This is a genomic window from Candidatus Nitrosotenuis uzonensis, assembly GCF_000723185.1.
GTDB lineage: Archaea > Thermoproteota > Nitrososphaeria > Nitrososphaerales > Nitrosopumilaceae > Nitrosotenuis > Nitrosotenuis uzonensis.
Genome location: NZ_CBTY010000011.1, coordinates 200,293 through 223,511, shown reverse-complemented (window position 1 = coordinate 223,511; position 23,219 = coordinate 200,293). Strand labels below are relative to the sequence as shown.

24 protein-coding genes are annotated in these 23,219 nt (G+C 40.8%); 11 read left to right on the top strand and 13 right to left on the bottom strand.

Features of this window, described 5'->3' with window-relative positions:
• Positions 1 to 31 precede the first annotated feature (31 nt).
• Complete coding sequence (locus tag NITUZ_RS09470) at positions 32 to 385, top strand: hypothetical protein (RefSeq protein WP_048197337.1); 354 nt, start codon at positions 32 to 34, stop codon at positions 383 to 385.
• On the opposite strand, the gene pyrH is transcribed toward NITUZ_RS09470, so the two are convergent.
• From pyrH to tmk, 3 genes are read right to left on the bottom strand one after another with little or no spacing between them, the layout of a single operon-like run.
• Complete coding sequence (gene pyrH, locus NITUZ_RS09465) at positions 382 to 1,059, bottom strand: UMP kinase (RefSeq protein ID WP_048197335.1); 678 nt, start codon at positions 1,057 to 1,059, stop codon at positions 382 to 384. The two genes, NITUZ_RS09470 and pyrH, sit on opposite strands and share 4 nt — an antisense overlap.
• Complete coding sequence (locus tag NITUZ_RS09460) at positions 1,059 to 2,288, bottom strand: HD domain-containing protein (RefSeq protein WP_048197333.1); 1,230 nt, start codon at positions 2,286 to 2,288, stop codon at positions 1,059 to 1,061. The genes pyrH and NITUZ_RS09460 overlap by 1 nt, the downstream gene beginning before the upstream one ends.
• Entirely contained in the window at positions 2,285 to 2,869 is a 585-nt protein-coding gene (tmk, locus tag NITUZ_RS09455; protein ID WP_048197331.1) for a dTMP kinase, read from the bottom strand. The genes NITUZ_RS09460 and tmk overlap by 4 nt, the downstream gene beginning before the upstream one ends.
• 74 nt (positions 2,870 to 2,943) lie before the next feature.
• Between tmk and hsp14 the strand changes: the two genes are divergently transcribed.
• Complete coding sequence (gene hsp14, locus NITUZ_RS09450; RefSeq protein ID WP_048197442.1) at positions 2,944 to 3,324, top strand: archaeal heat shock protein Hsp14; 381 nt, start codon at positions 2,944 to 2,946, stop codon at positions 3,322 to 3,324.
• Here the strand turns inward: hsp14 and NITUZ_RS09445 are convergent, their stop codons facing one another.
• Positions 3,325 to 4,875, bottom strand: a complete 1,551-nt coding sequence (locus NITUZ_RS09445; protein ID WP_048197441.1) for an ABC1 kinase family protein — start codon at positions 4,873 to 4,875, stop codon at positions 3,325 to 3,327.
• 16 nt (positions 4,876 to 4,891) lie between these two features.
• Positions 4,892 to 5,284, bottom strand: coding sequence for a hypothetical protein (locus NITUZ_RS09440; protein ID WP_048197329.1), 393 nt, complete (start codon positions 5,282 to 5,284; stop codon positions 4,892 to 4,894).
• A 157-nt stretch (positions 5,285 to 5,441) separates the two neighbouring features.
• Here NITUZ_RS09440 and NITUZ_RS09435 point away from each other — a divergent pair, with 157 nt between their 5' ends.
• Entirely contained in the window at positions 5,442 to 5,903 is a 462-nt protein-coding gene (locus tag NITUZ_RS09435) for a universal stress protein (protein WP_048197439.1), read from the top strand.
• Positions 5,904 to 5,911: 8 nt separating this feature from the next.
• Here the strand turns inward: NITUZ_RS09435 and NITUZ_RS09430 are convergent, their stop codons facing one another.
• From NITUZ_RS09430 to NITUZ_RS09420, 3 genes are read right to left on the bottom strand one after another with little or no spacing between them, the layout of a single operon-like run.
• The gene (locus NITUZ_RS09430) at positions 5,912 to 7,216 is read right to left on the bottom strand and encodes a COG1361 S-layer family protein (protein ID WP_048197328.1); all 1,305 of its coding nucleotides are present in this window, start codon (positions 7,214 to 7,216) and stop codon (positions 5,912 to 5,914) included.
• Complete coding sequence (locus tag NITUZ_RS09425) at positions 7,213 to 7,914, bottom strand: ABC transporter ATP-binding protein (protein ID WP_244443862.1); 702 nt, start codon at positions 7,912 to 7,914, stop codon at positions 7,213 to 7,215. The genes NITUZ_RS09430 and NITUZ_RS09425 overlap by 4 nt, the downstream gene beginning before the upstream one ends.
• A gap of 1 nt (position 7,915) precedes the next feature.
• The gene (locus tag NITUZ_RS09420; protein ID WP_048197437.1) at positions 7,916 to 9,073 is read right to left on the bottom strand and encodes an ABC transporter permease; all 1,158 of its coding nucleotides are present in this window, start codon (positions 9,071 to 9,073) and stop codon (positions 7,916 to 7,918) included.
• A 146-nt stretch (positions 9,074 to 9,219) separates the two neighbouring features.
• Between NITUZ_RS09420 and NITUZ_RS09415 the strand changes: the two genes are divergently transcribed.
• The 3 genes from NITUZ_RS09415 to NITUZ_RS09405 all read left to right on the top strand — a co-directional run bounded on the left by NITUZ_RS09415 (position 9,220) and on the right by NITUZ_RS09405 (position 11,765).
• Positions 9,220 to 10,125, top strand: coding sequence for an Lrp/AsnC family transcriptional regulator (locus tag NITUZ_RS09415; RefSeq protein WP_048197435.1), 906 nt, complete (start codon positions 9,220 to 9,222; stop codon positions 10,123 to 10,125).
• 232 nt (positions 10,126 to 10,357) lie between these two features.
• Positions 10,358 to 11,203, top strand: a complete 846-nt coding sequence (locus NITUZ_RS09410) for a carboxypeptidase-like regulatory domain-containing protein (RefSeq protein WP_048197327.1) — start codon at positions 10,358 to 10,360, stop codon at positions 11,201 to 11,203.
• A gap of 46 nt (positions 11,204 to 11,249) precedes the next feature.
• Complete coding sequence (locus NITUZ_RS09405) at positions 11,250 to 11,765, top strand: NUDIX hydrolase (RefSeq protein WP_048197326.1); 516 nt, start codon at positions 11,250 to 11,252, stop codon at positions 11,763 to 11,765.
• On the opposite strand, the gene NITUZ_RS09400 is transcribed toward NITUZ_RS09405, so the two are convergent.
• Positions 11,762 to 12,739 carry a phosphate signaling complex PhoU family protein gene (locus NITUZ_RS09400; protein WP_048197325.1) on the bottom strand — a complete coding sequence of 326 codons (978 nt, stop codon included), beginning with the start codon at positions 12,737 to 12,739 and terminating at the stop codon, positions 11,762 to 11,764. The genes NITUZ_RS09405 and NITUZ_RS09400 overlap by 4 nt on opposite strands.
• Positions 12,740 to 12,805: 66 nt before the next feature.
• Between NITUZ_RS09400 and NITUZ_RS09395 the strand changes: the two genes are divergently transcribed.
• The 5 genes from NITUZ_RS09395 to NITUZ_RS09375 are packed head-to-tail and all read left to right on the top strand — an operon-like array spanning position 12,806 to position 17,785.
• Positions 12,806 to 13,705: a pantoate kinase gene (locus tag NITUZ_RS09395; protein ID WP_048197324.1), complete on the top strand. Its 900-nt coding sequence runs from the start codon at positions 12,806 to 12,808 to the stop codon at positions 13,703 to 13,705.
• On the top strand, positions 13,702 to 14,442 hold the full coding sequence (locus tag NITUZ_RS09390) for a 4-phosphopantoate--beta-alanine ligase (RefSeq protein WP_048197323.1): 741 nt from the start codon (positions 13,702 to 13,704) through the stop codon (positions 14,440 to 14,442). Before NITUZ_RS09395 ends, NITUZ_RS09390 begins: the two co-directional genes overlap by 4 nt.
• Positions 14,435 to 15,274: a 3-methyl-2-oxobutanoate hydroxymethyltransferase gene (panB, locus tag NITUZ_RS09385; protein WP_048197322.1), complete on the top strand. Its 840-nt coding sequence runs from the start codon at positions 14,435 to 14,437 to the stop codon at positions 15,272 to 15,274. The genes NITUZ_RS09390 and panB overlap by 8 nt, the downstream gene beginning before the upstream one ends.
• Complete coding sequence (gene coaBC, locus NITUZ_RS09380; RefSeq protein WP_048197321.1) at positions 15,264 to 16,508, top strand: bifunctional phosphopantothenoylcysteine decarboxylase/phosphopantothenate--cysteine ligase CoaBC; 1,245 nt, start codon at positions 15,264 to 15,266, stop codon at positions 16,506 to 16,508. The genes panB and coaBC overlap by 11 nt, the downstream gene beginning before the upstream one ends.
• A gap of 53 nt (positions 16,509 to 16,561) precedes the next feature.
• Positions 16,562 to 17,785 (top strand): aminotransferase class III-fold pyridoxal phosphate-dependent enzyme, encoded by a 1,224-nt coding sequence (locus tag NITUZ_RS09375; protein ID WP_048197320.1) that lies wholly within the window; start codon positions 16,562 to 16,564, stop codon positions 17,783 to 17,785.
• A gap of 1 nt (position 17,786) precedes the next feature.
• On the opposite strand, the gene NITUZ_RS09370 is transcribed toward NITUZ_RS09375, so the two are convergent.
• The 4 genes from NITUZ_RS09370 to NITUZ_RS10375 form a co-directional block, all read right to left on the bottom strand.
• Positions 17,787 to 19,016, bottom strand: a complete 1,230-nt coding sequence (locus tag NITUZ_RS09370) for an acyl-CoA dehydrogenase family protein (RefSeq protein ID WP_048197319.1) — start codon at positions 19,014 to 19,016, stop codon at positions 17,787 to 17,789.
• A gap of 124 nt (positions 19,017 to 19,140) precedes the next feature.
• Positions 19,141 to 21,339: a beta-propeller domain-containing protein gene (locus NITUZ_RS09365; RefSeq protein WP_048197318.1), complete on the bottom strand. Its 2,199-nt coding sequence runs from the start codon at positions 21,337 to 21,339 to the stop codon at positions 19,141 to 19,143.
• A gap of 105 nt (positions 21,340 to 21,444) precedes the next feature.
• Positions 21,445 to 23,016 carry an L-glutamate gamma-semialdehyde dehydrogenase gene (locus NITUZ_RS09360; protein WP_048197317.1) on the bottom strand — a complete coding sequence of 524 codons (1,572 nt, stop codon included), beginning with the start codon at positions 23,014 to 23,016 and terminating at the stop codon, positions 21,445 to 21,447.
• A gap of 60 nt (positions 23,017 to 23,076) precedes the next feature.
• On the bottom strand, positions 23,077 to 23,205 hold the full coding sequence (locus NITUZ_RS10375) for a hypothetical protein (RefSeq protein ID WP_275040831.1): 129 nt from the start codon (positions 23,203 to 23,205) through the stop codon (positions 23,077 to 23,079).
• Positions 23,206 to 23,219 lie beyond the last annotated feature (14 nt).

Sequence of the window (23,219 nt, the reverse complement as noted above, 5' to 3'; positions counted from 1 at the left end):
GCTTATAGTGTTAATTCTTTGAAAATTATTTGTGCAGTATTTCCAAGCCGTAAGAATAGGTAAAGAAAGGGCAAACAAATCACAGATGACGCTTTTCAATCTGTGTGGTTTTGCGATGCTAACTTTGACTACAAAGAAAAAAGATGGACAGTTCGTTCCTGTTGGAGAAGAGGATTTTGTTGCCGTGATCAAGACAGTTGATGGGTATGTCACAATTCTAGTTGACGGAGACGGGTACACGAAGGCCCAATCAAAGCCTCTTGAGAGGGAAGCTGCAATGAACATATTCAAAAAAGCGCGTGACTCTGGAATCGAAGAGTATGCTGGCGATCATGTAGAGATATGGACGGAGCAGTATCCTACAGTACAGAACAAGCCAGATTAGAGGATTATTTCGGTGCCTACTGCTTGGCCTTTGATTGCCTTTTCAATTATTGGTATATCTGCCTTGATAACGCGCGTCTTTATTCTGGAACGCTCGATTACCTTTAGGGCAACAATATCCATCAGATCATAGCCGCCTGCAACGGAATCTTCGTGTACAAGTAGGTTCCGCAGGTTTCTTAGCTCGATTCGCTTGAATTTTTTTGCCTTGGGATTTTTGTTCGGGTCAGAATCATATATTCCATCAACGTCTGTCGCGTTCAGGAATTCCACTGCGCCTATTTTTTCTGCGATGAGAGCGGCAGTTCCATTCGTGCTCTGCCCCGGATGCAATCCTCCGCAGACTACTATAAGGCCGCTGTCTACTGCGTGTCGTACTTCTGGCAGAGTGGTTGGCGGGTGTGGGTATGCCTTGTTTTTTAGTGCATATATCAAAAGTTTTGCATTAAGCCTTGATACTTCGATTCCAAGCTCATCCAGGGTTGACTCGTCAGCTCCGGAAGACCTTGCATGTGAGATGTAATGACGCGCTATCTTTCCTCCACCTGCAATCACTACAGGCTGGCAGATTTTGCTTATTTTGACCAAGAACTCGGCATAGTTTTTGAGTAGTTTTTCATTGTTTTCCATCCCAAATATCTTGCCAGACAGTTTGATGACTATTCTTTTTTTCATTATTTCTGACCACCGAGAATCGAGTTTGCTGCAATTTCAACTTTTTTTCTATACTGGGCAGTAGTATACACTCTCAGTATGTTCATGGATTCTGCCATTGAGGCGACAACAGGTATTTTGGAGAACGGTATTTCCTTTGCTATCGACTTGCCAGAGTCTTTTGCTATAAGCGTGATCGATTTTGTTTTTTCTTTTGATGGTGTGAGTGGTAATGAGGACGTTGTCGATGTGTCCACAAATACATCGTTTTTGTTGATTTTTGATTTGTTTGCAATCTTGTCTCGTAAAGGTTCTTTTGATTTGAGATCTTTTTGTGTCATAATTCGTTCGAAAACGCACTTGAACAATCTCCTGTTCTGGTAGTCTTGTGCAAGTTTTTTTGCTCTCCTCAGATTCTCGTTGTTCTCAGGTAGAGAGAGAATTTTTGACACGACAAACTCGTCAGTAAGCTTGACGTATTCGTCAAGATCAAGTGAGGTAAATCCAACGCTCTTGTCTGCAAGTCTGATTGCCTCAAGCATCATAACTTCGGCGGAGCGCACCGTTTTGTGAAAATATACGGCCTTGAACATTTGATACCTCGATAATATCATTGACTCAAAGGAATACAATGCGGATCTGTCCAGTGCGAGTCTGCTTTTGTAGACATCAAGAGATTGGATGATTCTTTTGTGATCTATTTTTGCATGTTCTGCTCCAGTAAAGTAGCCATCACGTTGCAGATAATCCATCATATCAGCAGATAGTGATCCTGAGATTATCTCGTTAACGAATCGATATCTGGGATCGCCAAAGGCAAGTTTTACAATGAGTTTTTTGTTAAATCCCGATTTTGATAGTATGTCCCCTATTTCAGAGTCTAGTATGAGACGCCTACCTAGATCTTCGTGAGATATTTTCTTTTTTTCCTGTAGAACTTCTTCGAAAAGATGTGAAAACGGTCCGTGGCCAATATCGTGTAGCAAAGCTGCAAGCCGGATATCTGCAACCTGGTCAGAGTCCAAAAATCCATTTTCTTTAAGAGCTGACGCTGCTTGTCCTGCCACATGCATGACGCCAAGTGAGTGCTCAAATCTTGAATGCTGTGCGCTCGGATAAGTCAGATGTGCGCCTGAAAGTTGTCTGATTCGCCTTAGCCTCTGGAATATTGGTGAGTCGATTATCTTCAGTTCCGTTTCGTAGACGCGGATAAAGTCGTGTATTGGATCAATGATGTCTAGTACAGTCATAGTCGTGCCAGCTTTTTGGAGATTATTCCCATCACAGATTGATGTACCTGCTCTCTTGTTTTTGATGCGTCCACTAGATGCCAGCCGTATTTTCTTGCCAATTTCCTGTATGTAAGAGATATTTTTTTGAGAAACTCGGTATCTTTTTCAAATTTGTCTCTGTTTGATTTTTTGCGCTTGAAAGATTCTAGCTGCGAGACGTCAAGAACTATTACAAGATCGGCTTTTGGGAGGCCGTCATCAAGGCCTTCAAGCCACTTTATGCTCAGGCCATTTGCGGCACCGTAGACAAGATTTGATTGATAATAACGATTCATGACAAGAATAGAGTTTTGTTCGTGAGCCCTTCTAATCTGATCTGCCTTTTCCCATCTATTTGCTGCCAAAAGGCAATGTATGACCTGTGGGGGAAATTTTCTTTTCCCATGAAGAAACTTGTTTATTTCCTTTCCAAGTGGAGTTGTATAATCTGGAAAGCTGAACACTTTGGTCTTTATCTTTCTTTTTTTGAGAGCTTTTGTCAGCATCATAGATTGGGTTTTTTTCCCTGCCTGGTCACTTCCCTCAATTACAATAATCATTGTACGTATTGGGGTTACTAGCAGTGATTATAAAACTATCAAAATTTATAACTAAAAACGGTGATCTGGATAAAATGGGCATAGTAAATTACATGGCAAAAGAGGTAGCTAAAGAGATAGGAAATAAATCGCGCGAATTCTACGAATTTGTTTTACCTCCTGTCGACATGTATTTGGAAGATGATTCTCTGATTGCTGTAATAGATCTGCCTGGGTTTGACAAGAAGGACATAAGGCTTACTCTGAATAAGAATATTTTGTCCGTTACAGCAGAAAAACACGAGACCCGGACGGAGAATCCAGTATACAAGCAAAGGCCGCGCGTAATTGACAAAAAGATTCCACTTCCAGTGCAAGTAAAGGATGATGATGTCATCTCTGCAAAGCTTGTTCAGGGGGTACTTACCCTCAGAATTCCCATTGTGAAAAATGGCAAGCAGATTTCAATAGAATAACTAATATTTTCTGAAGATAACAAATATTCCCATTATTACAAGCGAGCCGAGCATGCCTGCGGCAGCTGCAGTTTGATTTGATGAGTATAGGAGTGAGGAGCCTATGAAAATCGAGGATGAGAGGATGCTTCCTGCTAACAGTGTGTTGTTTTTTGGCTTTGCGTTTAATTGGAGGGATCTATTTTCTTCAATGAATTTTTTCAGCTCTGGGGCTATCGAAATTGTTGCATCAAGTGATTTGGCAAAACGTGTAAATGAGTATTTTATTTCTTCAATGTAGGCGTCTTTGATGAGCTGTTCTTCTTCCAGTATGCCTTTGAGAACTTTGACGAACTTGAAATCGACCTTGTGGGTCTTGTATATTCCCTCTATGATTGAGCTCATCCTCATGTAAAGCGCCAGATTCTTGGGCAGCATGAATGGGAATTTTGCCATGGTCTTGTTTGCAAGCTCCATGAGTGCCTTTACTTCCATCTCGTCCGGCTTCCGTCCGTGCATAGTACGGATTGAAAGGTCGATTCCTTGCTCTATTATTGAGCGGTTAAAGTCAGGAGTAAGCATTCCAAGATCGTTCATTGCATTTACGGTTCTTGCCGGATCCTTTTCAACAAGCGCAAGATAGAGGCGGACTAGTTTCATTCTTGTTTCCTTGTCGATTTTCCCTACCATTCCAAAGTCGTAGAGGATCAGAGAGCCATCATCAGATATCGAGATGTTGCCAGGATGTGGGTCTGCATGAAATATCGAATCGCGCAGGAGCATGGTAAAAAACACCTTGTGCACGTCAATTACGATCTTTTGTCTGTCTATTCCTTTCTTATCCAGATCCTCGATATTCGTTATTTTGATACCGGGGATGTACTCCATAGTCAGTACGTCTTTTGAGGAGTAGTCATCGTATACTTGGGGAATTATGACCTTATCATGCCTGCGAAGGTTTTGCCTTATTTTTTTGAGATTGGATGATTCTATTGAATAATCGAGCTCTTCGTGTATAGTCTCTATGAATTGGGCCAGCATGGATTGTGCCGAGAAGCGCAGGTTAGGGTCTATGAATCGTATTGCAAATGGAATTACTTTTTTTAGGACTTTGATGTCCTGCTGGATTAGCTGCTCGATTCCGGGTCGTTTTACTTTGACAATGACTTCCTGATCCTTTATTTTTGCAAGATGAACCTGTCCTAAAGATGCGCCAGATACGGCCGTAGCGTTAATTGACGAGAAGGTCTCATCTATAGGGCCAAGGCTATTTTCTATGATTGGTTTTACCTGATCAAATGGGGCCGCCGGCACATCGTCTTGCAGTTTTGCAAGCTCTTCAAGATAGGGCTGCGGTAGAATGTCGGCCCTAGATGAAAGCCACTGGCCTAGTTTTATGTATACTGGACCAAGCGAAACAAACGTGTTAAGGATTTTTCTTGCATGCTTTTGAAACTTTTCGTGATCAATGTTTTTACCCTCCTGTCGCACCCATTCTCGTCTGTCTTTTCTGAGCGTGAGAATTATTGGGACAAGTTTTACAAGCACGTTGATTGTTCTAATTAATGAAATATTCATTACCTCCCCATCAGCTGTTCTTTACTTTTTTTGTGAGTTTGTATCCTACATATCCTGTAACTAGTGATGATGCCAATGCGGCGGCTACTGCAATCTGTTTGTCCTTTTTGGATTTTCTGGAATTGTTGTATATGTAGGATGCTATCTTTGTTCCTCCCAGTGCCGCGCTTACAAGTCCGATAAACACTTCTGGGGCATCAAATATCAGGTGCCCCAACGGATCACTTAGCGGATCAACTTTATCCATATGTACTAGATATTTGTCCTTGTATTCTCGAATATGCAGGTTCCCGTATCTATACTGCCTGATTGCACCGTTTCTGTGACCAAGCTTTGTTTCTTTTGCGTCTTTGAGCATGAGTGGTCGCACTTCCTTTGGAACCTCGATTTCGCCAGCTGCCATTTAATCAGTTAGGCAGCAGATTGGATATAATTTGATCTTTGGGTTGTTATAATTGTGTGCGTAAGATATGGACCGAATTCGATCCAAAGGAAACGTATTGGTGGACCTAACTAGATTCGCACATATTGTATTTATACAAAAATCAATACACACTATCATGGGTAAGAAGTACCAGACAATCCTTGTGCCATATGATAATTCAAAATATTCTAAAAAGGCATTGACAGAGGCACTGGAAATTGCACGTATGTTTGGCTCTGATCTGTATCTTCTCACAGTCGTAGATGCACTCACTGTTGCACCTTCTAGATTTTATCTCAAACCTGGAAGTGGAGAAGGTAAAAAATTAGATAAATATCTCAAGGGTGCGTTTTCCAAAATTGACTTGGTGCTTCGCGATGCGGTTCTTAAATGCAAGGAAAAAGATGTGTGTGCGGATTATGAAATAGTTGTAGGCTCTCCAGTCAACGTGATTCTTAAATTTGCCAAGAAGAAAAAGGTGGAGCTTGTGGTAATGGGCAGTCAGGGATTGACAGGATTCGGTAGACTCAGGGCATTAGGTAGCGTAAGTAGAAAGGTGTCCGAGCTTGCAGAGTGTCCTGTAATGATAGTACGCTAGACTCTAATTTATGATTCTGGCTCAGACGTTACTTCTTTTTTCCTTTTGATTTTCTTGTAAATTACTGTACCTACTATAGCTGCAACTATGACGACGATCATGCCAGGCATGTAATCAGATACAGACGGCTCTGGGGCTTTGGCGGTGTTCTCCAGTGTGATGGTTGCTTCTTCGCTTATCAAGTGTTCTTGTCGCATGCTGTCTTTGTAACGCACCGTTATCTTGACTTTGTGATCACCGTACTTTGGCTCACCGTCAAATTCAATCGGAATGTTAAACGGCACTGGTGAATCAGTCTCAAGCTCGTCTATGAACTGAGTTTGTGGCTTTAGATTCGAGCCATCAAGAGGTTCAAGCGTGACAAACGAGAACAAGGCGTTTACATTTCCTTCATTTATGACCTCGCCTATCACAGTCTGCTTTTCTCCTAGTTTGATTACACCTATGTTGTAGATTCTTGCATCAATTAAGCCGTTTATGAAAAAGTCGACGGATCTTTGTGTGTTTACCTGATCACCGTGCGCGTTAAAATGAGTCACATCCATTATTGCCCTCAGGGTGTTTCCACGCACTCCTTCCGGTATGTACACATGGAAGGTAAAGTATTTTGTAGATTTCGGGTTGATGGTTCCAAGAGTCCACTTGCTCTGATCAAACACTACGTTTTCCATGTTTGTAATAGATGTCGTAGTACTGCTAAGCGCAGTCTGTGTATTTTGTAGAACGATTTTTACACTGGACATTGGAGCTGTGCCTGCATTTGTGATTTCAACTGTAACCTTGTTGTTTTTCAATGAGGTCAAAACTGGATCAACTGCTTTCATGTTAAGTATACTCTCGCCGGTTACCTTGAATTTGAAATCAAAGAAAGACGTTCGCTGTCCAGCCTCACGTAGTCTGGAATAGTCAAGCTTTACGGATGCAGGGTATTGTTGTATTGGAGCATGCTCGTCTATATTTACAAAAAACGTTAGCGAAAAGTGCTTTCCAGCTATTGCTTCAGAGTCGCTATCTGCCAGAATAAGTGCTCCCTTTCCATCAGATGGAGCAAATCCAATTGGCATTTGCAGTTGTCCTTTTATTCCAGTAATATCCTGTGATCCTACATTAGCAAATACAACAGTAAATGGTACATTTTTGTCTCCCGGAGTGACTTCTATTTTCTCATTAGGTCTTCCAAAATATGCGTCAAGAAATTTAACATCTGCAAAATTTCTATCAAACGGTGACTTGTCAGAGCCCAGTTGTCCATATACGGATCCAATCTGAATTGCCAAGATCGCAGCAAATACTGTAAGAATTAGTTTTTTCATGCTGTCACTTCCATTTTTGGCGGAATATCCTCTCCTTCAAACGCTCTGCCGTCTCTTATTGTGATCACTCTATCCACATCTCCAAATTGTTGTCTGTCGTGAGTAACGATGATGAATGTTTGATTGAGTTTTTTTGCCATAGATTTCATCAATTGTACTGTAGTGTCAGCAGTTACAGAATCAAGATTTCCAGTGGGCTCATCTGCCAGCACTATTGAAGGTTTGTTGATCAAGCCCCTCGCAATTGCAGCTCGTTGTGCTTGTCCTCCGGAAATTTTGTTAGCACGCTTGTGCATTTGTTTTTCCAAGCCGACTGCCTTTAGTAATGTGATTGCCTCCGACATGGCATTTTGATCCGTGTGTTGTATGCTTCTTGGAAGCAGTACGTTCTCAAGCACAGTTAGATCTGCCAGAAGGTTAGAGAATTGAAAGATGAACCCGAGCTTTGAGTTTCTAAATGAGGAAAGCTTGCTGTCGCTCAGCTTTGTAGTGTTTACACCGTCTACGAATACCTTCCCGCTTGTAGGTTTGTCAAGCAATCCAATCATATTTAGTAATGTGGATTTGCCAGAACCTGAACTTCCGACAATCAGTAAAAACTCTCCTTTTTTTACTGTGAATGATATGTCTCTGAGTGCATGCACTTGGGTATCTCCCTCTCCGTAGATTTTGTTCAGGTCTTTGACTTCCAATACCATATCAGACATAACGCATTGCCTCCACAGGTTGAAGTTTCGTGGCCTTGAATGATGGATATACTGAAGCCATCACGGCAAGACCAAACGCCATAAGAGCAGTCTGGATAATTTTAGGCCAATCATAGCTTACCTCTAAAGGTATACTGCCTTGGAAGGACATTTTTGATTCCTTTGCATAAAATGTGTATCCCAGACCCATGGCAGTTCCCACGCTTGCACCCATAGCGCCAATAATCATGCCTTGTACTATGAATATAATTAGAATGTCCTTTCTTTTGGCCCCTATGGCTCGCATGATTCCGACCTCGCGTGTCTTGCTTGACACCAGCATCATCTGAATTGTCACTACGGCAAAAGCAGATGACATCATACCAAAGTACCCAATCATGTTGATCATCGCGATTCCTGAACGGAAACCGCTTAAGGCTTGCTCTGCGGATTCTTCTATTGTCTCTGCAATAAAATCATCATTTGGAAACGTCGTCAGAAAGTAGTTCTTTACTTCATCGGCTTTTTTTCTATCGTTTAGCTTGACTAGAATTTCTCCAGTTTCCCCTTGCCGTTCCATCATGTCACGCAATGTGTCAATATGGATTATGATGCTAGTATCCAAGCCCTGTCCTCCAGGTGAGCGTACTATTCCAGAAACAAGAAATTGTCGTACCCTGTCAACTCCGAATCTGTCAGTTATTTTGATCTTTATTACATCACCTACCTGCAAGTCTCCAAGATCACGTGCAACTGATGATCCTAGTACCACGGAATTTCTTGAGAAGACGTACTGTCCGTCAATTACGGTTTGATATACTGTAGATACTCGTGGGTCACGGAAAGGATCGACTCCGACTACTGGAACTCTAAACTCTTCCACTCGCACGCCCCATTTTGTAGAGTTTATTGAAGCGCTTGATTGCATTCTTGGCGATGCAGCTTCTACATATGGTATACGCTCAAACCAGTTTACCAAAAATATGTCGGATTTTGTGATAAAGGATTCTTCGTCTGTTACTCTTACATCACCAAAGCGATAATCTGATAGATCCCTGATGATTGCATCGTATAATCCCTGAAATATTACAAAATTGACATGTATTACTAGAATTCCAATTGAGACTGCAAGAACAGCGCCGATCAGACTGCCCTTTTTGTTGGCCAGCATTCTTTTGGCCAGCTGTATCCTATAGTCCACAGAGATACTAAAATAGTCTGATATTTAATGTATTAGCTATAAATTTTGAATATTTCAGACATTTTTATAAAAGAATAGTATTCTTTAATAAGAAACTGATGCCTAATCATGACAAATTGGACAATATAGACTTGAAAATCCTTAGTTCTCTGCTTGATAACTGTCGCGAGTCAGACAGGCAAATTGGCAATAAAATAGGAATTTCCGGGAATGCTGTAAAATCAAGAATCGCACGCATGATTGAGAACAGGATTATAGAAAACTTTGCATTAAAAATAGAACCAACGGTTTTGGGATACAATGTTTTGTATGTGGTTACGACGGGTCAAGATGTGGCCAAAATTTTAAAACAGGTCGGACTGATAGGCGAGCCGTTCTTTGTGGTTCCATGTGTTGGAGGGATCACTGTCTGTGCCATTGTTGTAAAAGAGGATGTGGAACAGAAAATAGAGCTGGCCAAAAATCTTATGCGCGATGTAAGAATATTGAACATTTTTGAAGCTGAAAATCCCGGCATACGATCTGATCTTACAAAGACGGATCTTGAGATTATTCGTTATTTGATGAAAGATCCTCAGCTGAAGATTGAAGATCTATCAAAGCTTACCAAGCTATCCACTAAGACGATAACCAGATCGTTAAAGAAATTACAGGATGATGAAGCCATACAGTTCACATTAGTTTATGATCCGGAAAAATTTGGTCAGTACATACCTTTTGCAGTATTGGTATGGATAAAAGACGATCTTGTCAGCACCATGAATCAGTTAAAAAAGAGTTTTTCTAGTGCGTTTTTACAAAAACCGTTCATTGCAAAGAATCAGATTGTGTTATTCTGTTATAGTAACAACATATTCGAATTGGATAACATAACACAGAAGATCCGTAGTGTGAATGGAGTGGCCACCGCAGATCTGTTCATACCAAGACAGATTATTTTGCCGCAGAGATGGATAAACAATGCAATAAAGACCGCAGAGGCATCGAACAGACTACATCTGACATATCAAAGTGTAAAATAGTTGCGATTTGTCAAGTAACCACGCTAAAAGATTCACGAATTTATAGAGTTTTTATATAAATTTTGATTAGAAAAAAAGTCTTGAAAAAACCTTGTTAGAATTTCCAATAATTTGAAAATTAGATGAATTTAATAAAAAAAATCGTCAAATTACACAAGCTCCATACTTTAAACAATGAGCTGTGAAAAAATCGATTCATTATTTTAAGGTAGAAAATACGGACGGCCAAAAAATGAGATTTTTCCTTCTGATTTTCATGCTTGCAGGCATAGTTGGTATTGCAGACGCTCAAACGGCCGAAAAACTCGTTATTAGTGTACATATGGAAACTGACGTAACCCCCAGTATTACCGGTACCATCAAAGGGAAACAAATGCAACCGATAGAAGGAGCCACTGTGCAGATTAATACTCCATTCGGAACTGCCGAGACAACCACCAATAACAACGGCGTATTTGTATATGAGCTGCCAAGCATGCCAGAAGAAAACAAGTTTACGGTAAGCATAAAAGCTTACAAAGACGGCTACCAGACAAGTTATGCAAACACATCATTTTTTGTAAATAATACGGTACAAAATGGAGAGCCAAATGAATATGGATTCAAAGTTGTAACCGCAACCAAGCTAAGAGAGGATCCTACGGCGTTGAAAATTATTGAAAGCATAGAACAAAACAAACAGAAGGAAGCACAGATGCAAAAAAAGCTAAAGGAAATTGAGGAGCGACAGAAGATGCTTGCAGAACAACGTGAGCTAGCTAATATCGCATTGTTAAATGATCTACAGGAATGGATAGACCAGTTTGATCCATTCAAACCACGAAATGTATTTGCGGCTTTTGTATCACAGATTGACGCTACCGTTCAAGACATTTATTGGGGCCAATTCAACTTTACCGAGGCCAAGACAAGAGAAGGGCTTCTTGCAATGCAGCAGGTACTAGATAGTAATGGAACCGCACATGATGCAAGGAAGGCGTTTTATGAAAAAGCGGCCATCAAACAATCAGATATGCACAAGGTGAATAACGAGTTGAACATCAAATATGGAAGAAATCACACAGATCCTGTAGACTAGACAGTCATAGAGACATATTAAGTGGAATTATCTTTTAGAAAAACGGATGAAAAAGAAGACCATCTATGATGGAAAGATCTTGGGCCTTTCAATATACGAACTGTCAGTAAATGGCAGAAAGATAAAGCGAGAGGTCATAGAACACCGTGGCGCTGCTGCAATACTTGCCTTTGATGAGACAGGTAAAGTGCTTTTGGTGAAACAGCACAGATTTCCACACGGATACGTGCTTGAGATTCCTGCAGGTACTCTAGAAAAGGGCGAAAAACCACTTGAATGCGCCATGAGAGAAATTCAGGAAGAGACTGGACATGTAGCAAAGAAGATGAAACACTTTCTTACGTATTATCCATCAGTAGGATACAACAAGGAGGCAATACACTGCTTTGTGGCAGAAAACGTAAGGAAGATCAGCGGTCAGGCGCTAGACGATGACGAGATAATGTCAGTGGTCAAGATGGACATGAAAAAATTGGTCAACATGATAAAACAGGGAAAAATCATAGATTCCAAAACAATATGTGCCGTGCTGACTTTTCTGGCAAAAAAAGGTAAGATCTAGTAATATACAGGTTTAACAAGATCTGCGATATCTGCCCACGATCTTGACACACGCTCGAACATGTAGATAAGATCAAGAAAGTCTATCTGCAACTGATTTTTTTGTTCTATTGATGATCTGATATCGGAGATCTTTTTCTGGAATTTTCTATATCCTGATATTGCCTCGATTGCAAGATGCCTGTCTTGTGCAATAAATGCATCAATTGATTTTTTGTGTATTGCTTCAATATCTTTTGTTATATCATAAATTTTCTTCAAATCAGATCTTGTCAGAGTTGTGTTTAGTACGGAATTTGCGATTTCCACTATTGTATCGCTGGCAGTCTCAAGTACGTTGGCAGCTATTCTGTAGTCTAGAACATCTATGTTCTCAAGTCTGAATGCAGATGCCAGACGGTTATCTATCATCGTACTACGTATAAGCCTGACAAGCAGAAAGTACTGTCTGTCCACTTCATCATCTCTATTTGACATGGTCTGTAGATTTGATCTATCATCTGATGTTAGTGCGACCAAAACATCGTTGAACATTCCAAGTGCGATCGAGCTTATTCGTTTTAGGATCTTTTCAGGACTTAGAGTTGTTGCATCCAAAAGAAACTGCACGTTGATGTTAGAAGAATCTTCTTCGACTATCTCCATGCCTACCAATCTTCTCATTGAATTTCGAATTTTTTCACGATCCTCCACAGGTATTATCGACTTGCCTTTGATTCTGATGATATCATATCCGAGCAAATACGCCCCAGTTATGTCCGCCACAATGTTCTCATTTTCTGGTAGCGGATATGAGATCACCACCTCTTTTGACGGTCTTTCCGTCTTGTTTGCAGTGATGGATATTGTGTTCTCGTTTGTTTCTAGTTCGATTTCCATGCTTTTGTCAAGCTTGTGTGCTTCAACCCATTCCTTGGGAAGAGAAACAAGTATGCTGCTTCCTATTCTTTGTAGGCGTCTGATGAATTTAGTCAATTTAAATCAATTTAATTAATTTAAGCCATATTCTTATATTTTTATTCAAATTTAAATTCGGATCAGATGAGAGGGGTTGCATTCTCACCGGCACATGTAACTGGATTCTTCAAGGCAGAGGTAAACAGGGAGCTGAGGCCTGAATTTCAGGGCTCAATAGGTGCAGGTTTTTCAATACAGACAGGGGTGACTACCACGGTTAGCGTTGAAGATGCCGAATTCTCCGATTTTAGTATTTCAGTTAGCGGCTACAAGCCTGACAATACCCAAGTATCAGAATTTGTAATCAGAGAATTCCTAAGACATGTTAACGGAAATTATTTTGTGCATGTAAATCATGAGATCAAAGTGCCGGTAGGCTACGGACTGGGTTGTTCTGCCGCTGTTGCATTATCATTGTCATATGCATTAAACCAGGCATTCAATATGGGATTCTCAAAGGAACAGTTGGGGCAGATAGCACACAAGGCTGAAGTTATGTGCCAAACAGGACTTGGTGACGTTCTTGCATCATATCATGGAGGATTTGAAATCAGGGTAAAGGAGGGCGCCCCGGGTATAGGTCAGCTAAAAAAACTACCTATTGGCGCATATTCAGCGGTCATGATCTGTTTTTCGTCTATTTCTACAAAACAATTCCTAAAGGAACGATTATCGTCAATAAACGGTCTTGGTGGGAAAATGGTCACTAGTCTTGAAAAGACTCATAGTATCGACGAATTCCATGATCATTCCGTAGAATTTGCAAAATATGTAAACATCATAACTCCCAGAATGCAACAAGTAATAGATGATCTTAGGGCAAATGGGATAAGATGTGGAGTTGCGTTGTTTGGTGAAACAATTTTCAGTCTTGTTCCACCAGAACAAGAAGATATGGTCATTAATGTATTGGACAAGTATTCAGATGGCATTATTATCAAGTCAAAAATTGACGATTCTGGGGCAAGATTGTTAGGCAAATGAAATCACCAATTCCAAAATCCCATCCCCGGGCCCAATCACTATACATTAGGGAGAAGCTTGTGGCCGCATTCGATGATGGATTGGTCGCTAAAGAGGGCCTGATGGCTCATGGCAGAGGTGAGGCGTTTGATTACCTGCTGGGAGAGAAAACTGCAAGGAGTGCAAAAAAGGCAACAAAGGCTGCAGCTTTTATGCTAATGCACGCACAGAATCCTGTAATTTCTGTAAATGGGAATGTTGCAGGACTGTGCCCTAAGGAAATAGTGCAATTGGCCAAGGCAACGGAAGCAAAAATCGAGGTGAATTTGTTTTATTCAAGCGAGGAAAGAAAGCGGAAGATCCACCGAGTGCTGAAAAAGAACGGCGCAGTACAAATTTTGGGGTTAAATAAGAAAAACTCTATCCGCATTTCCGGCCTAGATAGCGCCAGAAGGATTGTGGATGTGAATGGGATTTATTCAGCTGACGTGGTTTTAGTTCCGCTAGAAGATGGAGATAGAACACAGGCTCTCAAGAATGCAGGAAAAAAAGTGATTACCTTTGATCTCAATCCTTTGTCAAGAACGGCACAGACAGCGGATATTACAATAGTGGACAACATAGTACGTGGAATTAGAAATCTGATTTTAGAATGCAGGAAAAATCAGTCGAAAGTAAAATTCGACAACAAGAAGAATCTCTCTGATGCCATACTTGAGATACGAGACAACTTGACAAGGAAGGCCAACCATGCATAAATCAGTTAAGGACATAATCGAAAAGAAAAAGCTAGGACAGAAAATATCTGTAATTACGGCATATGATTATACCTTAGCATCTCTGTGTGAGAGGACAGGCATAGACATCCTGTTGGTAGGTGACAGTGCAGGCATGGTGATGCTAGGTTATGAGAATACGGTACCAGTAACTATGGAGCAGATGATCATGTTTACAGAAGCAGTAGCACGCGCAAGACAGAGCTCACTAGTTGTGGCCGACATGCCATTTATGTCGTATCAGGCAAGCATTTCTGATGCCATCGCAAATTCCGGCAGATTGGTCAAGGCTGGAGCAGATGCTGTAAAGTTGGAAGGCGGAAAGGTTGTTTCCAAGACCATATCTGCAATAGTAGAGACAGGCATTCCTGTGATGGGACATATAGGATTCCAGCCTCAAACTACCACCCTATCACAAGGCTACAAGGTACAGGGAAAGACAGAAGAGACGGCAGTCACACTAATTGAGGATGCAAAAGCACTAGAAGAAGCAGGAGTCTTTTCAATCGTCTTAGAAATGGTAACAGCTGAGGTTGCCAAGATAATCTCAGAGTCGGTTTCTATTCCGATTATAGGTATAGGATCAGGAAGGTTTTGTGATGGCCAAGTGTTAGTGATTCATGATATGCTAGGAATGTATGAAAAAATAAAGCCTAAATTCGTAAAACAGTATCTTTCTTTATCAGAGCAGATAACAAAGGCAGTTACAAGCTACAAGTCAGAGGTGGAATCAGGCAAATTTCCTGCAGAAGAGAACTGGTTCTCCATGGATAGAGTCGAGCTTGACAAGTTGATTAGGAAAATTGGAAGCTAAGAGAAAACATCCATCATTGGATATAGTAGAATCGTACGGAACGCATCTGTCAGGCAAGAAAATCATTTTATGTGTGGCCGGAAGTGTTGCTGCATACAAGTCAATTGAACTTGCAAGACTTCTTATGAGACACGGTGCACATGTTACTTGCGTTGCAAGTCAAGCTGTAACAAAGCTTATCCAGCCTGATTATTTTAAATGGGCCACAGGGAATGCAGTGATTACCAAGCTTACTGGAGATCTTGAACACATCAAGCTTGCCGACTATGGACAGGCAGATCTCATCCTAGTGTATCCAGCTACTGCTAACACTTTGGGCAAGCTTGCAAACGGAATTGATGATACACCTGTATCAACCGTATTAACTGTGGGTTTTGGGGCCAAAATTCCAATAATAATGGCGTTGGCCATGCATAAAGCGATGTATGAAAATGCCGCAGTCCTCCGCAACATGAAATTCCTCAAAGACAAAATAGAGTTCATAACACCAAACATGGTAGAAGGAAAAGCAAAGGCGGCCGAACCAGAGGGTGTTTTAGAATATGTGCTACAAAAATTTGGTCACTCGTCTATCCTTTCAGGTAAACGGATACTGATCACAGCCGGTCCAACTGTTGAGCCTATTGATCCCATACGTGTCATCACCAACCAGAGCACAGGCGCGACAGGAATACTGCTTGCAAGAGAGATGATTTCTGCTGGAGCATCTGTCACACTTGTTTACGGTCCAGGCATGGAAGAACCCCCGAAAGGAGCCAAAGTCATACGTGTGCGAACCGTAAACCAGATGTTTGATGCCGTAAAAGGACAGTTGAGAAGGAAATTCGATATAGTGATCATGGCTGCAGCAGCTGCGGATTATACGCTAACTCCGAATAAAGCCAAAATTAAGAGTGCAAAAAAAGAGCTGATAATAAGACTACAAAAGGCCCCGAAAATAATTGATCATGTGAAAAAAATGCAAAATGACGTTTTTCTGGTGGGATTCAAAGCGGAAGCAAACGTTCCCCTTAAACTTCTCATAGACTCTTCAAAGAAGAAGATGAGAGAATCAAATGCAGATCTGATAGTTGCAAATGATGTAGGTACAGAATATCAAAGAAATCCCCGCTTAAACAGGGTTCTTATCATAGATAGCTCAGGAAAGGTAAAGAGATCTGCACGAAAAGAAAAATCTGAGATTGTCAGATTCATACGAAAACACATAGAAAGGAAATTAGAAGCTAGTATTTGATTTTCCGTAATATTTCATGATTTGTTTTTATTCGATAAAGTGTACAATACTATGTGAAACACCACATTAGGATTGCCCCGCCCGGACCGAAAGCATCAAGGATTATCGAGATTACAAAAAAGCACACGTATGATTCAACTTTTGTCTATCCACTAGTGATAAAGGGTGGTCATGACTGCGTTATTGAAGATGTAGACGGCAACGAGTTCCTAGATTTTACATCAAATGTGGGCTCTTGTCCTTTAGGATACTCTCACCCAGAGATTCTACAGGTTCTAAAAGAATACTCTAATAATGGAGCCCATAAGATTGCAGGACAAGATTTTTACTCGGAAGAGCACGCTGCATTAGCAGAGAGATTAGTATCAATCCTGCCTAGAGGTTTCAAAGTGTTTTTGATAAACAGTGGAGCTGAGGCAGTTGAAAACTCGATAAAAATCGCATACCGCAAGATGGGTCCGCTTCCCGGTGTATCTTGTAAAAATGCATTCCATGGAAGAACGCTTGGCGCCCTGACGTTTACTTCAAGCAAGCCAGTACAGAAAACGAACTTCCCTGAGCTTCCCGTGTTGAGAATAAAATTTTGTATAACAGATGACGATCCTGAAATCAATTCTGCAGAAAATATTCTAAAAGAGAATAAGGTGGCTTTCATCATAAGTGAAACGGTTCAGGGGGAAGGTGGGTATTCGATCGCTTCAAAAAAATTCATTCAGAATCTACGAAAGCTTGCTACAAAATATGGCGTACCACTCATCCTAGATGAGGTACAGTCAGGTTTAGGGCATACTGGCAAATGGTGGGCTTTTGAACACTATGGTGTAGAACCAGACATAATGAGTATGGCAAAAGCTCTACAGGTTGGTGCAACCGGATTCCGAGTGGAATTAGAACCCACTGAAAAAGGCGTCATATCAAGCACGTGGGGCGGAGGCGCCAGGATAGATATGGCAGTAGGAGCAAAAACGATACAGGTAATAGAAAAGGAAAAACTGTTAGAAAATGCGATAAAGATGGGCACAGTTTTAAAAAACGGAATTTCTGAATTGTGTGGAAAAAATGGAATAGAGGATGTTCGTGGAATAGGTTTGATGATAGGCATAGAATGCCAGTCAAAGGAAAGGAGAGATGCAGTACTTCTGAGTATGTTCAGACACGGTATATTGGCATTGGGTGCAGGGCAGAAAGCTATCAGAATAATCCCCCCACTCATAATCAATGAAGAGCAGGTAAACGAAGGAATATCAGTAATACATGAATCGTGTAGTGCGCTGTGATTTAGTAAGAACGATATTTGTCTCCTAGTTGATGAAGTGCAATTTTCATTTCCAATACCTCGTTTGCACCTTCATAGATTATTATTGCTCTTGAGTCAAGAAAGTGTCTTGTAACTCGGGTGGTTTTTTTGTATCCTTCGGAACCAAATATTTGTACTGCTCGGTTTGATGAATCAAAGGCACCGTTGCTTGCATGAAATTTGGCAATTGACGCCAAGTTGTCAGCGTTCGATCGTAGTGTTGAATATTGTAGATTTTTTCGGTTGAGTTTGGAAGACCATGATTTTGTTATGACTTTGAATCGTTCTACATAATCGTGTAGTTTTTGGCGCGAATCTGCAGCCTTGTATACGAGCCATCTTGCGCTTTCAAGGTTTATTGCCATTTTTGCAACATGTTGCTGGATTAGCTGTTTTTTTGCTAGCTCAGAGCCATGCTGCCGTCTTTGTTTTGCATAAGATATTGATTCATCCATGCAGTCACGCATAACTCCCAGAGATCCTGCAGCCACGCTCAATCTTCCATCAATAAGCGAAGAAAAGGCGATGTTAAGCCCGTCTCCAAGTTTACCAAGCAGGTTATTTTTTGGAACTACGCAATCCTGCAAAGTGATTTCGGCATTTTTTACTGTTAGCAGGCCCATCTTGTTTTTCATCTCTTTTACAATGAAGCCAGAAGAATCAGAATCAATTAGAAATGCGGATATCTTACCGTCTTTATCTTTTGCAAAAGTTATTATCACTTTGGCAAACGTTCCATTGCCGACCCAATGCTTTTTTCCTTTCAAGATATAGTTATCGCCCTTTTTTACGAATTTTGTTTGTAGTGATGCAGGATCGCTGCCTGCCTCCGGTTCCGTAAGAGCGAATCCCATTACAGACCTACCAGAGACCGTATGTGGTAGATAACGCTTTTTCTGTTCCTCATTTCCCCATCCCTGTAAGACCATTTGGCCTATTGATATGTGTGCAGAAAAGAACGTTCTCAGTGAGCTACCTTCTCTTCCTATTCTTTCCAGAGCGAGCGTGTACGTTGTGATATCAAAACCAAGACCTCCGTACTTTTTTGATATTGGACAACCCAACATTCCAATCTTGGCAAATTCCGGGATTACCAGTTCGTTTAGTTTTTCTTCAAGGTATGATTTCTCTTCATTGTCACGAATCTTCTTGCATGCAAGATCAACTTTTTGTAGAAGATCTTTTTGCTTTTGTGTCAGATCAAAATTCATCTGAGATAAATTCGAATACACAGTGCAAAACAGCCGATTTACTATAAAAGCATCTTCATGTTTATCAACTGTAGATCTTCAGATGGGTGTTCTGAAGATAATGAGTACTAGGTATCTGAAAAATCTAGTCTATGTAGCGGATTATCTTTGCCTCGTCCCTGAATTTCAGCTGATTGATTTCATGCATGTCGGACAAATCATTCATTTTCATTAGATTGGAGCTTACAGTGTATAGAACATCTCCAATGTAAAATGACCTGCTGCCCATATAGTAATCATAGCCGGTTGAGTTAAAGTGGGTGATTTTCCCCTTTAATGTAAAACCGTCTACAGTATTTACGTTGAATGCATAAAAGCCTCTCCATATTTTAGGTTCCACATACTGCCTGTTTGGTGCGTAATCATGTTCCTGTTCCCATATCGGTATTGAGAGTATACCTTTTTCCTTGTCAAACAAAAGCGCCTTGTGATCAGAGAGAACTTCCGAGTCGGTTCCTTGTTTTCCTATAGTAACAACATCAAGTTCGACTGGACGTCTGACATCTGTTACGTCAAATAATGAGATTTTAACTCCAAGCGTCTCGATTCCACCGTGCTGGTTTTCCTTTGTTTCCTTGCCTATTCCTATTACATGATTCTGGTCGTATGGATGCAAGTAGTTAGAGTAACCAGGAATCTTTAGTTCCCCAAGCACCTTGGGTGAATCTGTTGAGAGATCTATTACAAAGAACGGATCGATTCTCTTGAATGTTACCATGTAGAGCCTATCATTCATGAATCTGGTAGAATAGATTGATTCGTCAGGTGCAATCTTTTCAAGTGCTCCCACTTGTCTTAGATTGGCATCAAGTACGTACACATTGTTGTACATGTAATTGCGGGTGCCCCAGAATTCTGAAGTTGTGGCAATCCTGAACCTGTTGCCAGATTCATCCATTGAGAACTGGTTGAGTAGTCTGCCAGGAACTTCCGCTTTTGCAACATAAGTGAGGTTTGTGCCATCTATTGCAATTTTATGTACTACTGTCTTGAATGTATCCTGTTGCACTTTTGTATCATAGTCATTTATCGCATTTTGGATTTTTTCAAAAAGAGATGATCTGTCCGATGATGACAATTTGTTGTATGTTTCTTGCAGAATATCAGATACGCGATTCCATTTTTCTTGGTGTGTTAATGTGGAATCTGCCATGACAGCCTTGATTTTATTTTGTGCGTCTTGCGGAAGTGCAGGAACTATGGCATTAAAGAACCTGTCTTGTTCTAGGGTTCTGTAGTAGTTGTATGGAATGTTCTTCTGATATGTGATGTATATGTTGCTCTCCGAGACATAGATTGTTCCTGCGCCACTCATAAGGAAGGTCTCCGCATTTATTGTCTCGTTGAATATGCCAAAAGCAGTAATTGTGTTAAAGTTATAGTATTGTTCTGGATTATCAAAATAAAACACGTCGGGTGTAATCATTATGCCGGAACTTTCGCGTATTAGTGGTACGATTGGTCTTGGATAATTGACGTCGTTTGTAGTAATCAGATAGACACTATCACCAATCATTCGTGCATTGTTATAATAGCCAGTGATAGAGTAATCTTTTAGGATTTTGGGGTTTTCTTTGTCAGTCACATCTATTATTACTGCATGTGAGAGTGATGCGTAAATTTTGGTAGGGGTAAATCCATATTCCGGAATATACTCTGTTTCCTTATAATCTTGATAAAATACCACCAGTCTGTCCTTGTTTAGGAAGATATTCTGAAGTGACTGTCCTTGCGGAATATCAAGTCCTATTTTGAGGATGATTTTTGCAGATTCTGCTGGATATGCTTCGATTATTGTCAGTTTATCTCCAGATACGATGTATGCATATTTGTCATCATTTTTTAGAAAATCTGGCTCATCCACGTTTTGGACTTGGATGTTAGTGGTCGAATATGATGGAAAGTCAGCTCGGCTCGGAGCATTTGCATCATGTGGAGGAAGGGATGGTCTGGGTGTTAGCTGCGAGTCAAGCTCCATCTGGACGCCACTGTTCCATTGTGATCCAGTCCTTACAATACCTCCGTGAACGGGACTTTCATAAATGGCGTATTGATTGTTAAGAGATTGCGCACTCTGAAGGAATTTTGTTAGCTCGTCGTAAGACTCGAATTTTCTTACCTGTTGTGTGTCATCAATGGATACGATCTTTGGCTCATCGAAGATCTGTGGCGGTATTGTGTACGGAGTTTGAGGTTGATTCGACGGGCTTAACGCAATGTATATTCCCAATATTCCTGCTACAGCTATTGCAGTAATTACTCCTATCAATATTTTGATGTTCAATACAACCGAGGCTCCCAGTTGACAGTTAAGGTTTGCGTATATGTCATCTGATCAATTACTAATGAAAATCTATAAGAGGTTTGATTAAATTGAAATTAAACCAAATTATGTTTCGTTGCAGATGGTTTGTGTCTGCTCACGCAGAAATTGTGTCAAATAGTACGCTCCTCCCGCACCCTTGCCAGAAATGCCGGAGCTCTTCCATCCTACAAATGGTTGCGCTTGCACTACAGCCCCTGTAGTTGCGCTCTGTGCCCTGTTCGCATATGTTACACCTGCCTCAATCTTTGAAAAGAACTCGTCGATCTGTTTTTTGTCTTGGCTGAATATGCCGGCAGTGAGTCCATATTCCGAATCGTTTGCTTGCTTGATTGCATCATCAAAGTTCTCAAATTCCTGAACGCATAGGAACGGCAGGAACAGTTCTTCTTTTATCAGATGGTGGTTTTTTGGAAGATCTGTTACAATGGTTGGCTGCACGTAATACCCACGTTGGTATTGCCCATCTTTTAGCACTGAGCCGCCGAAAACTATCTTGCCATCTTTTTTTGCCTCTTCAACTGCCTTTTCATATTTTTTTCTTGCATTCTCGTTAATTACAGGTCCAAGATAGGTATCCTTCTCCCATGGCAGTCCTATTTTGAGTTGCTTTGTTTTTGAGACTAGTCTTTCTAAAAATTGGTTTGCGATATTTTTTTCCACATACACTCTTGAGCAGGCGCTACATTTTTGACCGCCATATCCGAACGCAGCACGCAGGACGCCGTCTGTAGCTTTTTCAAGATCTGCCGAGTTTGTAACTATAACAGGATTCTTACCGCCCATCTCAGAAATGAATGGTTTTGGCAAATCACGTGTAAATGTTCTGAATCCAGAAATGCCAACCTCTTTTGAACCCGTAAATGCAATTCCAGAAACATCTGGGTTTTCAATTATAGCTTGTCCGACAATATTTCCTTTGCCTGTTACCAGATTAATTGCGCCTGCAGGGATTTTTCTATATATTGCATCAACAAATTGGAATGCCGAGATTGGTGTATCGCTTGCAGGTTTGAGTACAACTGTATTTGCAGTGATCAGAGCTCCACTGCTCATGCCTATCGCAATTGCAGACGGGAAATTAAATGGGGGAATTATCCCCCATACGCCGTAAGGCTTTAGAACTGACTGAGTTTTCTCGTTGGGATTTGCGCTTTTTGTGGGTTTTACAAAGCCTTGATTTGTGTCAAGTTGATCAGCATAAAATCGTAGAAAGTCGATTGTTTCGTCAATCTCACCCATAGCCTCCAGTCTGTTCTTGCCGTTTTCCATTGATATGATTGCCGCAAGACGGAATTTTTGTGCGGAGAAATTGTCAGCTAATTGGAAGAATAATTTGACACGTTCTGTGTAATGGGTCTGGCTCCATGAATGAAATGCCTCTTTTGCCGCAAGAATTGCCTGATCCGCATGTTCTTTGGTTGCGAGTGGGAATTTTCCTAGTATGATTGATGTATCTGATGGTGAACGCACTTCGAACGTTTGATCGAATTTAATCTCTTTGCCGTTGATTATAAGCGGGTATGTTTTTCCAAGCTCATTTTTTAATGATTCGAGTGCTTGATCGAATTTTTTATGAAATTCGTCAGTTGTCTTATTTTGTATTGCCTTTAACCACGTGTTTTCATTTTCAATCAACGCATAACATATGCATTATTCCAATAAAATGATTAGCATCAAAAATAGTCAGAGAATAGCTTATAGAAGCTCATCTTCCGGTGCACAGTGTTTGTGAACCCACTTGCCCTGTTCATTTTTAGCGATCTCTTTGCCAGGTGAAATCTTGTCTCCGCATGCTATGCATGAGGTTGCAAATTTTGCTTTCATGATTTCGATACGGA

Bases quoted from the DNA above. Each gene is read 5' to 3' on its own strand.
- NITUZ_RS09435 (WP_048197439.1), top strand. From the start codon at position 5,442: ATGGGTAAGAAGTACCAGACAATCCTTGTGCCATATGATAATTCAAAA.
- NITUZ_RS09430 (WP_048197328.1), bottom strand. From the start codon at position 7,216: ATGAAAAAACTAATTCTTACAGTATTTGCTGCGATCTTGGCAATTCAG.
- tmk (WP_048197331.1), bottom strand. From the start codon at position 2,869: ATGATTATTGTAATTGAGGGAAGTGACCAGGCAGGGAAAAAAACCCAA.
- NITUZ_RS09405 (WP_048197326.1), top strand. From the start codon at position 11,250: ATGAAAAAGAAGACCATCTATGATGGAAAGATCTTGGGCCTTTCAATA.
- NITUZ_RS09410 (WP_048197327.1), top strand. From the start codon at position 10,358: ATGAGATTTTTCCTTCTGATTTTCATGCTTGCAGGCATAGTTGGTATT.
- NITUZ_RS09460 (WP_048197333.1), bottom strand. From the start codon at position 2,288: ATGACTGTACTAGACATCATTGATCCAATACACGACTTTATCCGCGTC.
- NITUZ_RS09440 (WP_048197329.1), bottom strand. From the start codon at position 5,284: ATGGCAGCTGGCGAAATCGAGGTTCCAAAGGAAGTGCGACCACTCATG.
- NITUZ_RS09395 (WP_048197324.1), top strand. From the start codon at position 12,806: ATGAGAGGGGTTGCATTCTCACCGGCACATGTAACTGGATTCTTCAAG.
- NITUZ_RS09425 (WP_244443862.1), bottom strand. From the start codon at position 7,914: ATGGTATTGGAAGTCAAAGACCTGAACAAAATCTACGGAGAGGGAGAT.
- panB (WP_048197322.1), top strand. From the start codon at position 14,435: ATGCATAAATCAGTTAAGGACATAATCGAAAAGAAAAAGCTAGGACAG.
- NITUZ_RS09420 (WP_048197437.1), bottom strand. From the start codon at position 9,073: ATGCTGGCCAACAAAAAGGGCAGTCTGATCGGCGCTGTTCTTGCAGTC.
- pyrH (WP_048197335.1), bottom strand. From the start codon at position 1,059: ATGAAAAAAAGAATAGTCATCAAACTGTCTGGCAAGATATTTGGGATG.
- NITUZ_RS09370 (WP_048197319.1), bottom strand. From the start codon at position 19,016: ATGAATTTTGATCTGACACAAAAGCAAAAAGATCTTCTACAAAAAGTT.
- NITUZ_RS09390 (WP_048197323.1), top strand. From the start codon at position 13,702: ATGAAATCACCAATTCCAAAATCCCATCCCCGGGCCCAATCACTATAC.
- hsp14 (WP_048197442.1), top strand. From the start codon at position 2,944: ATGGGCATAGTAAATTACATGGCAAAAGAGGTAGCTAAAGAGATAGGA.
- NITUZ_RS10375 (WP_275040831.1), bottom strand. From the start codon at position 23,205: ATGAAAGCAAAATTTGCAACCTCATGCATAGCATGCGGAGACAAGATT.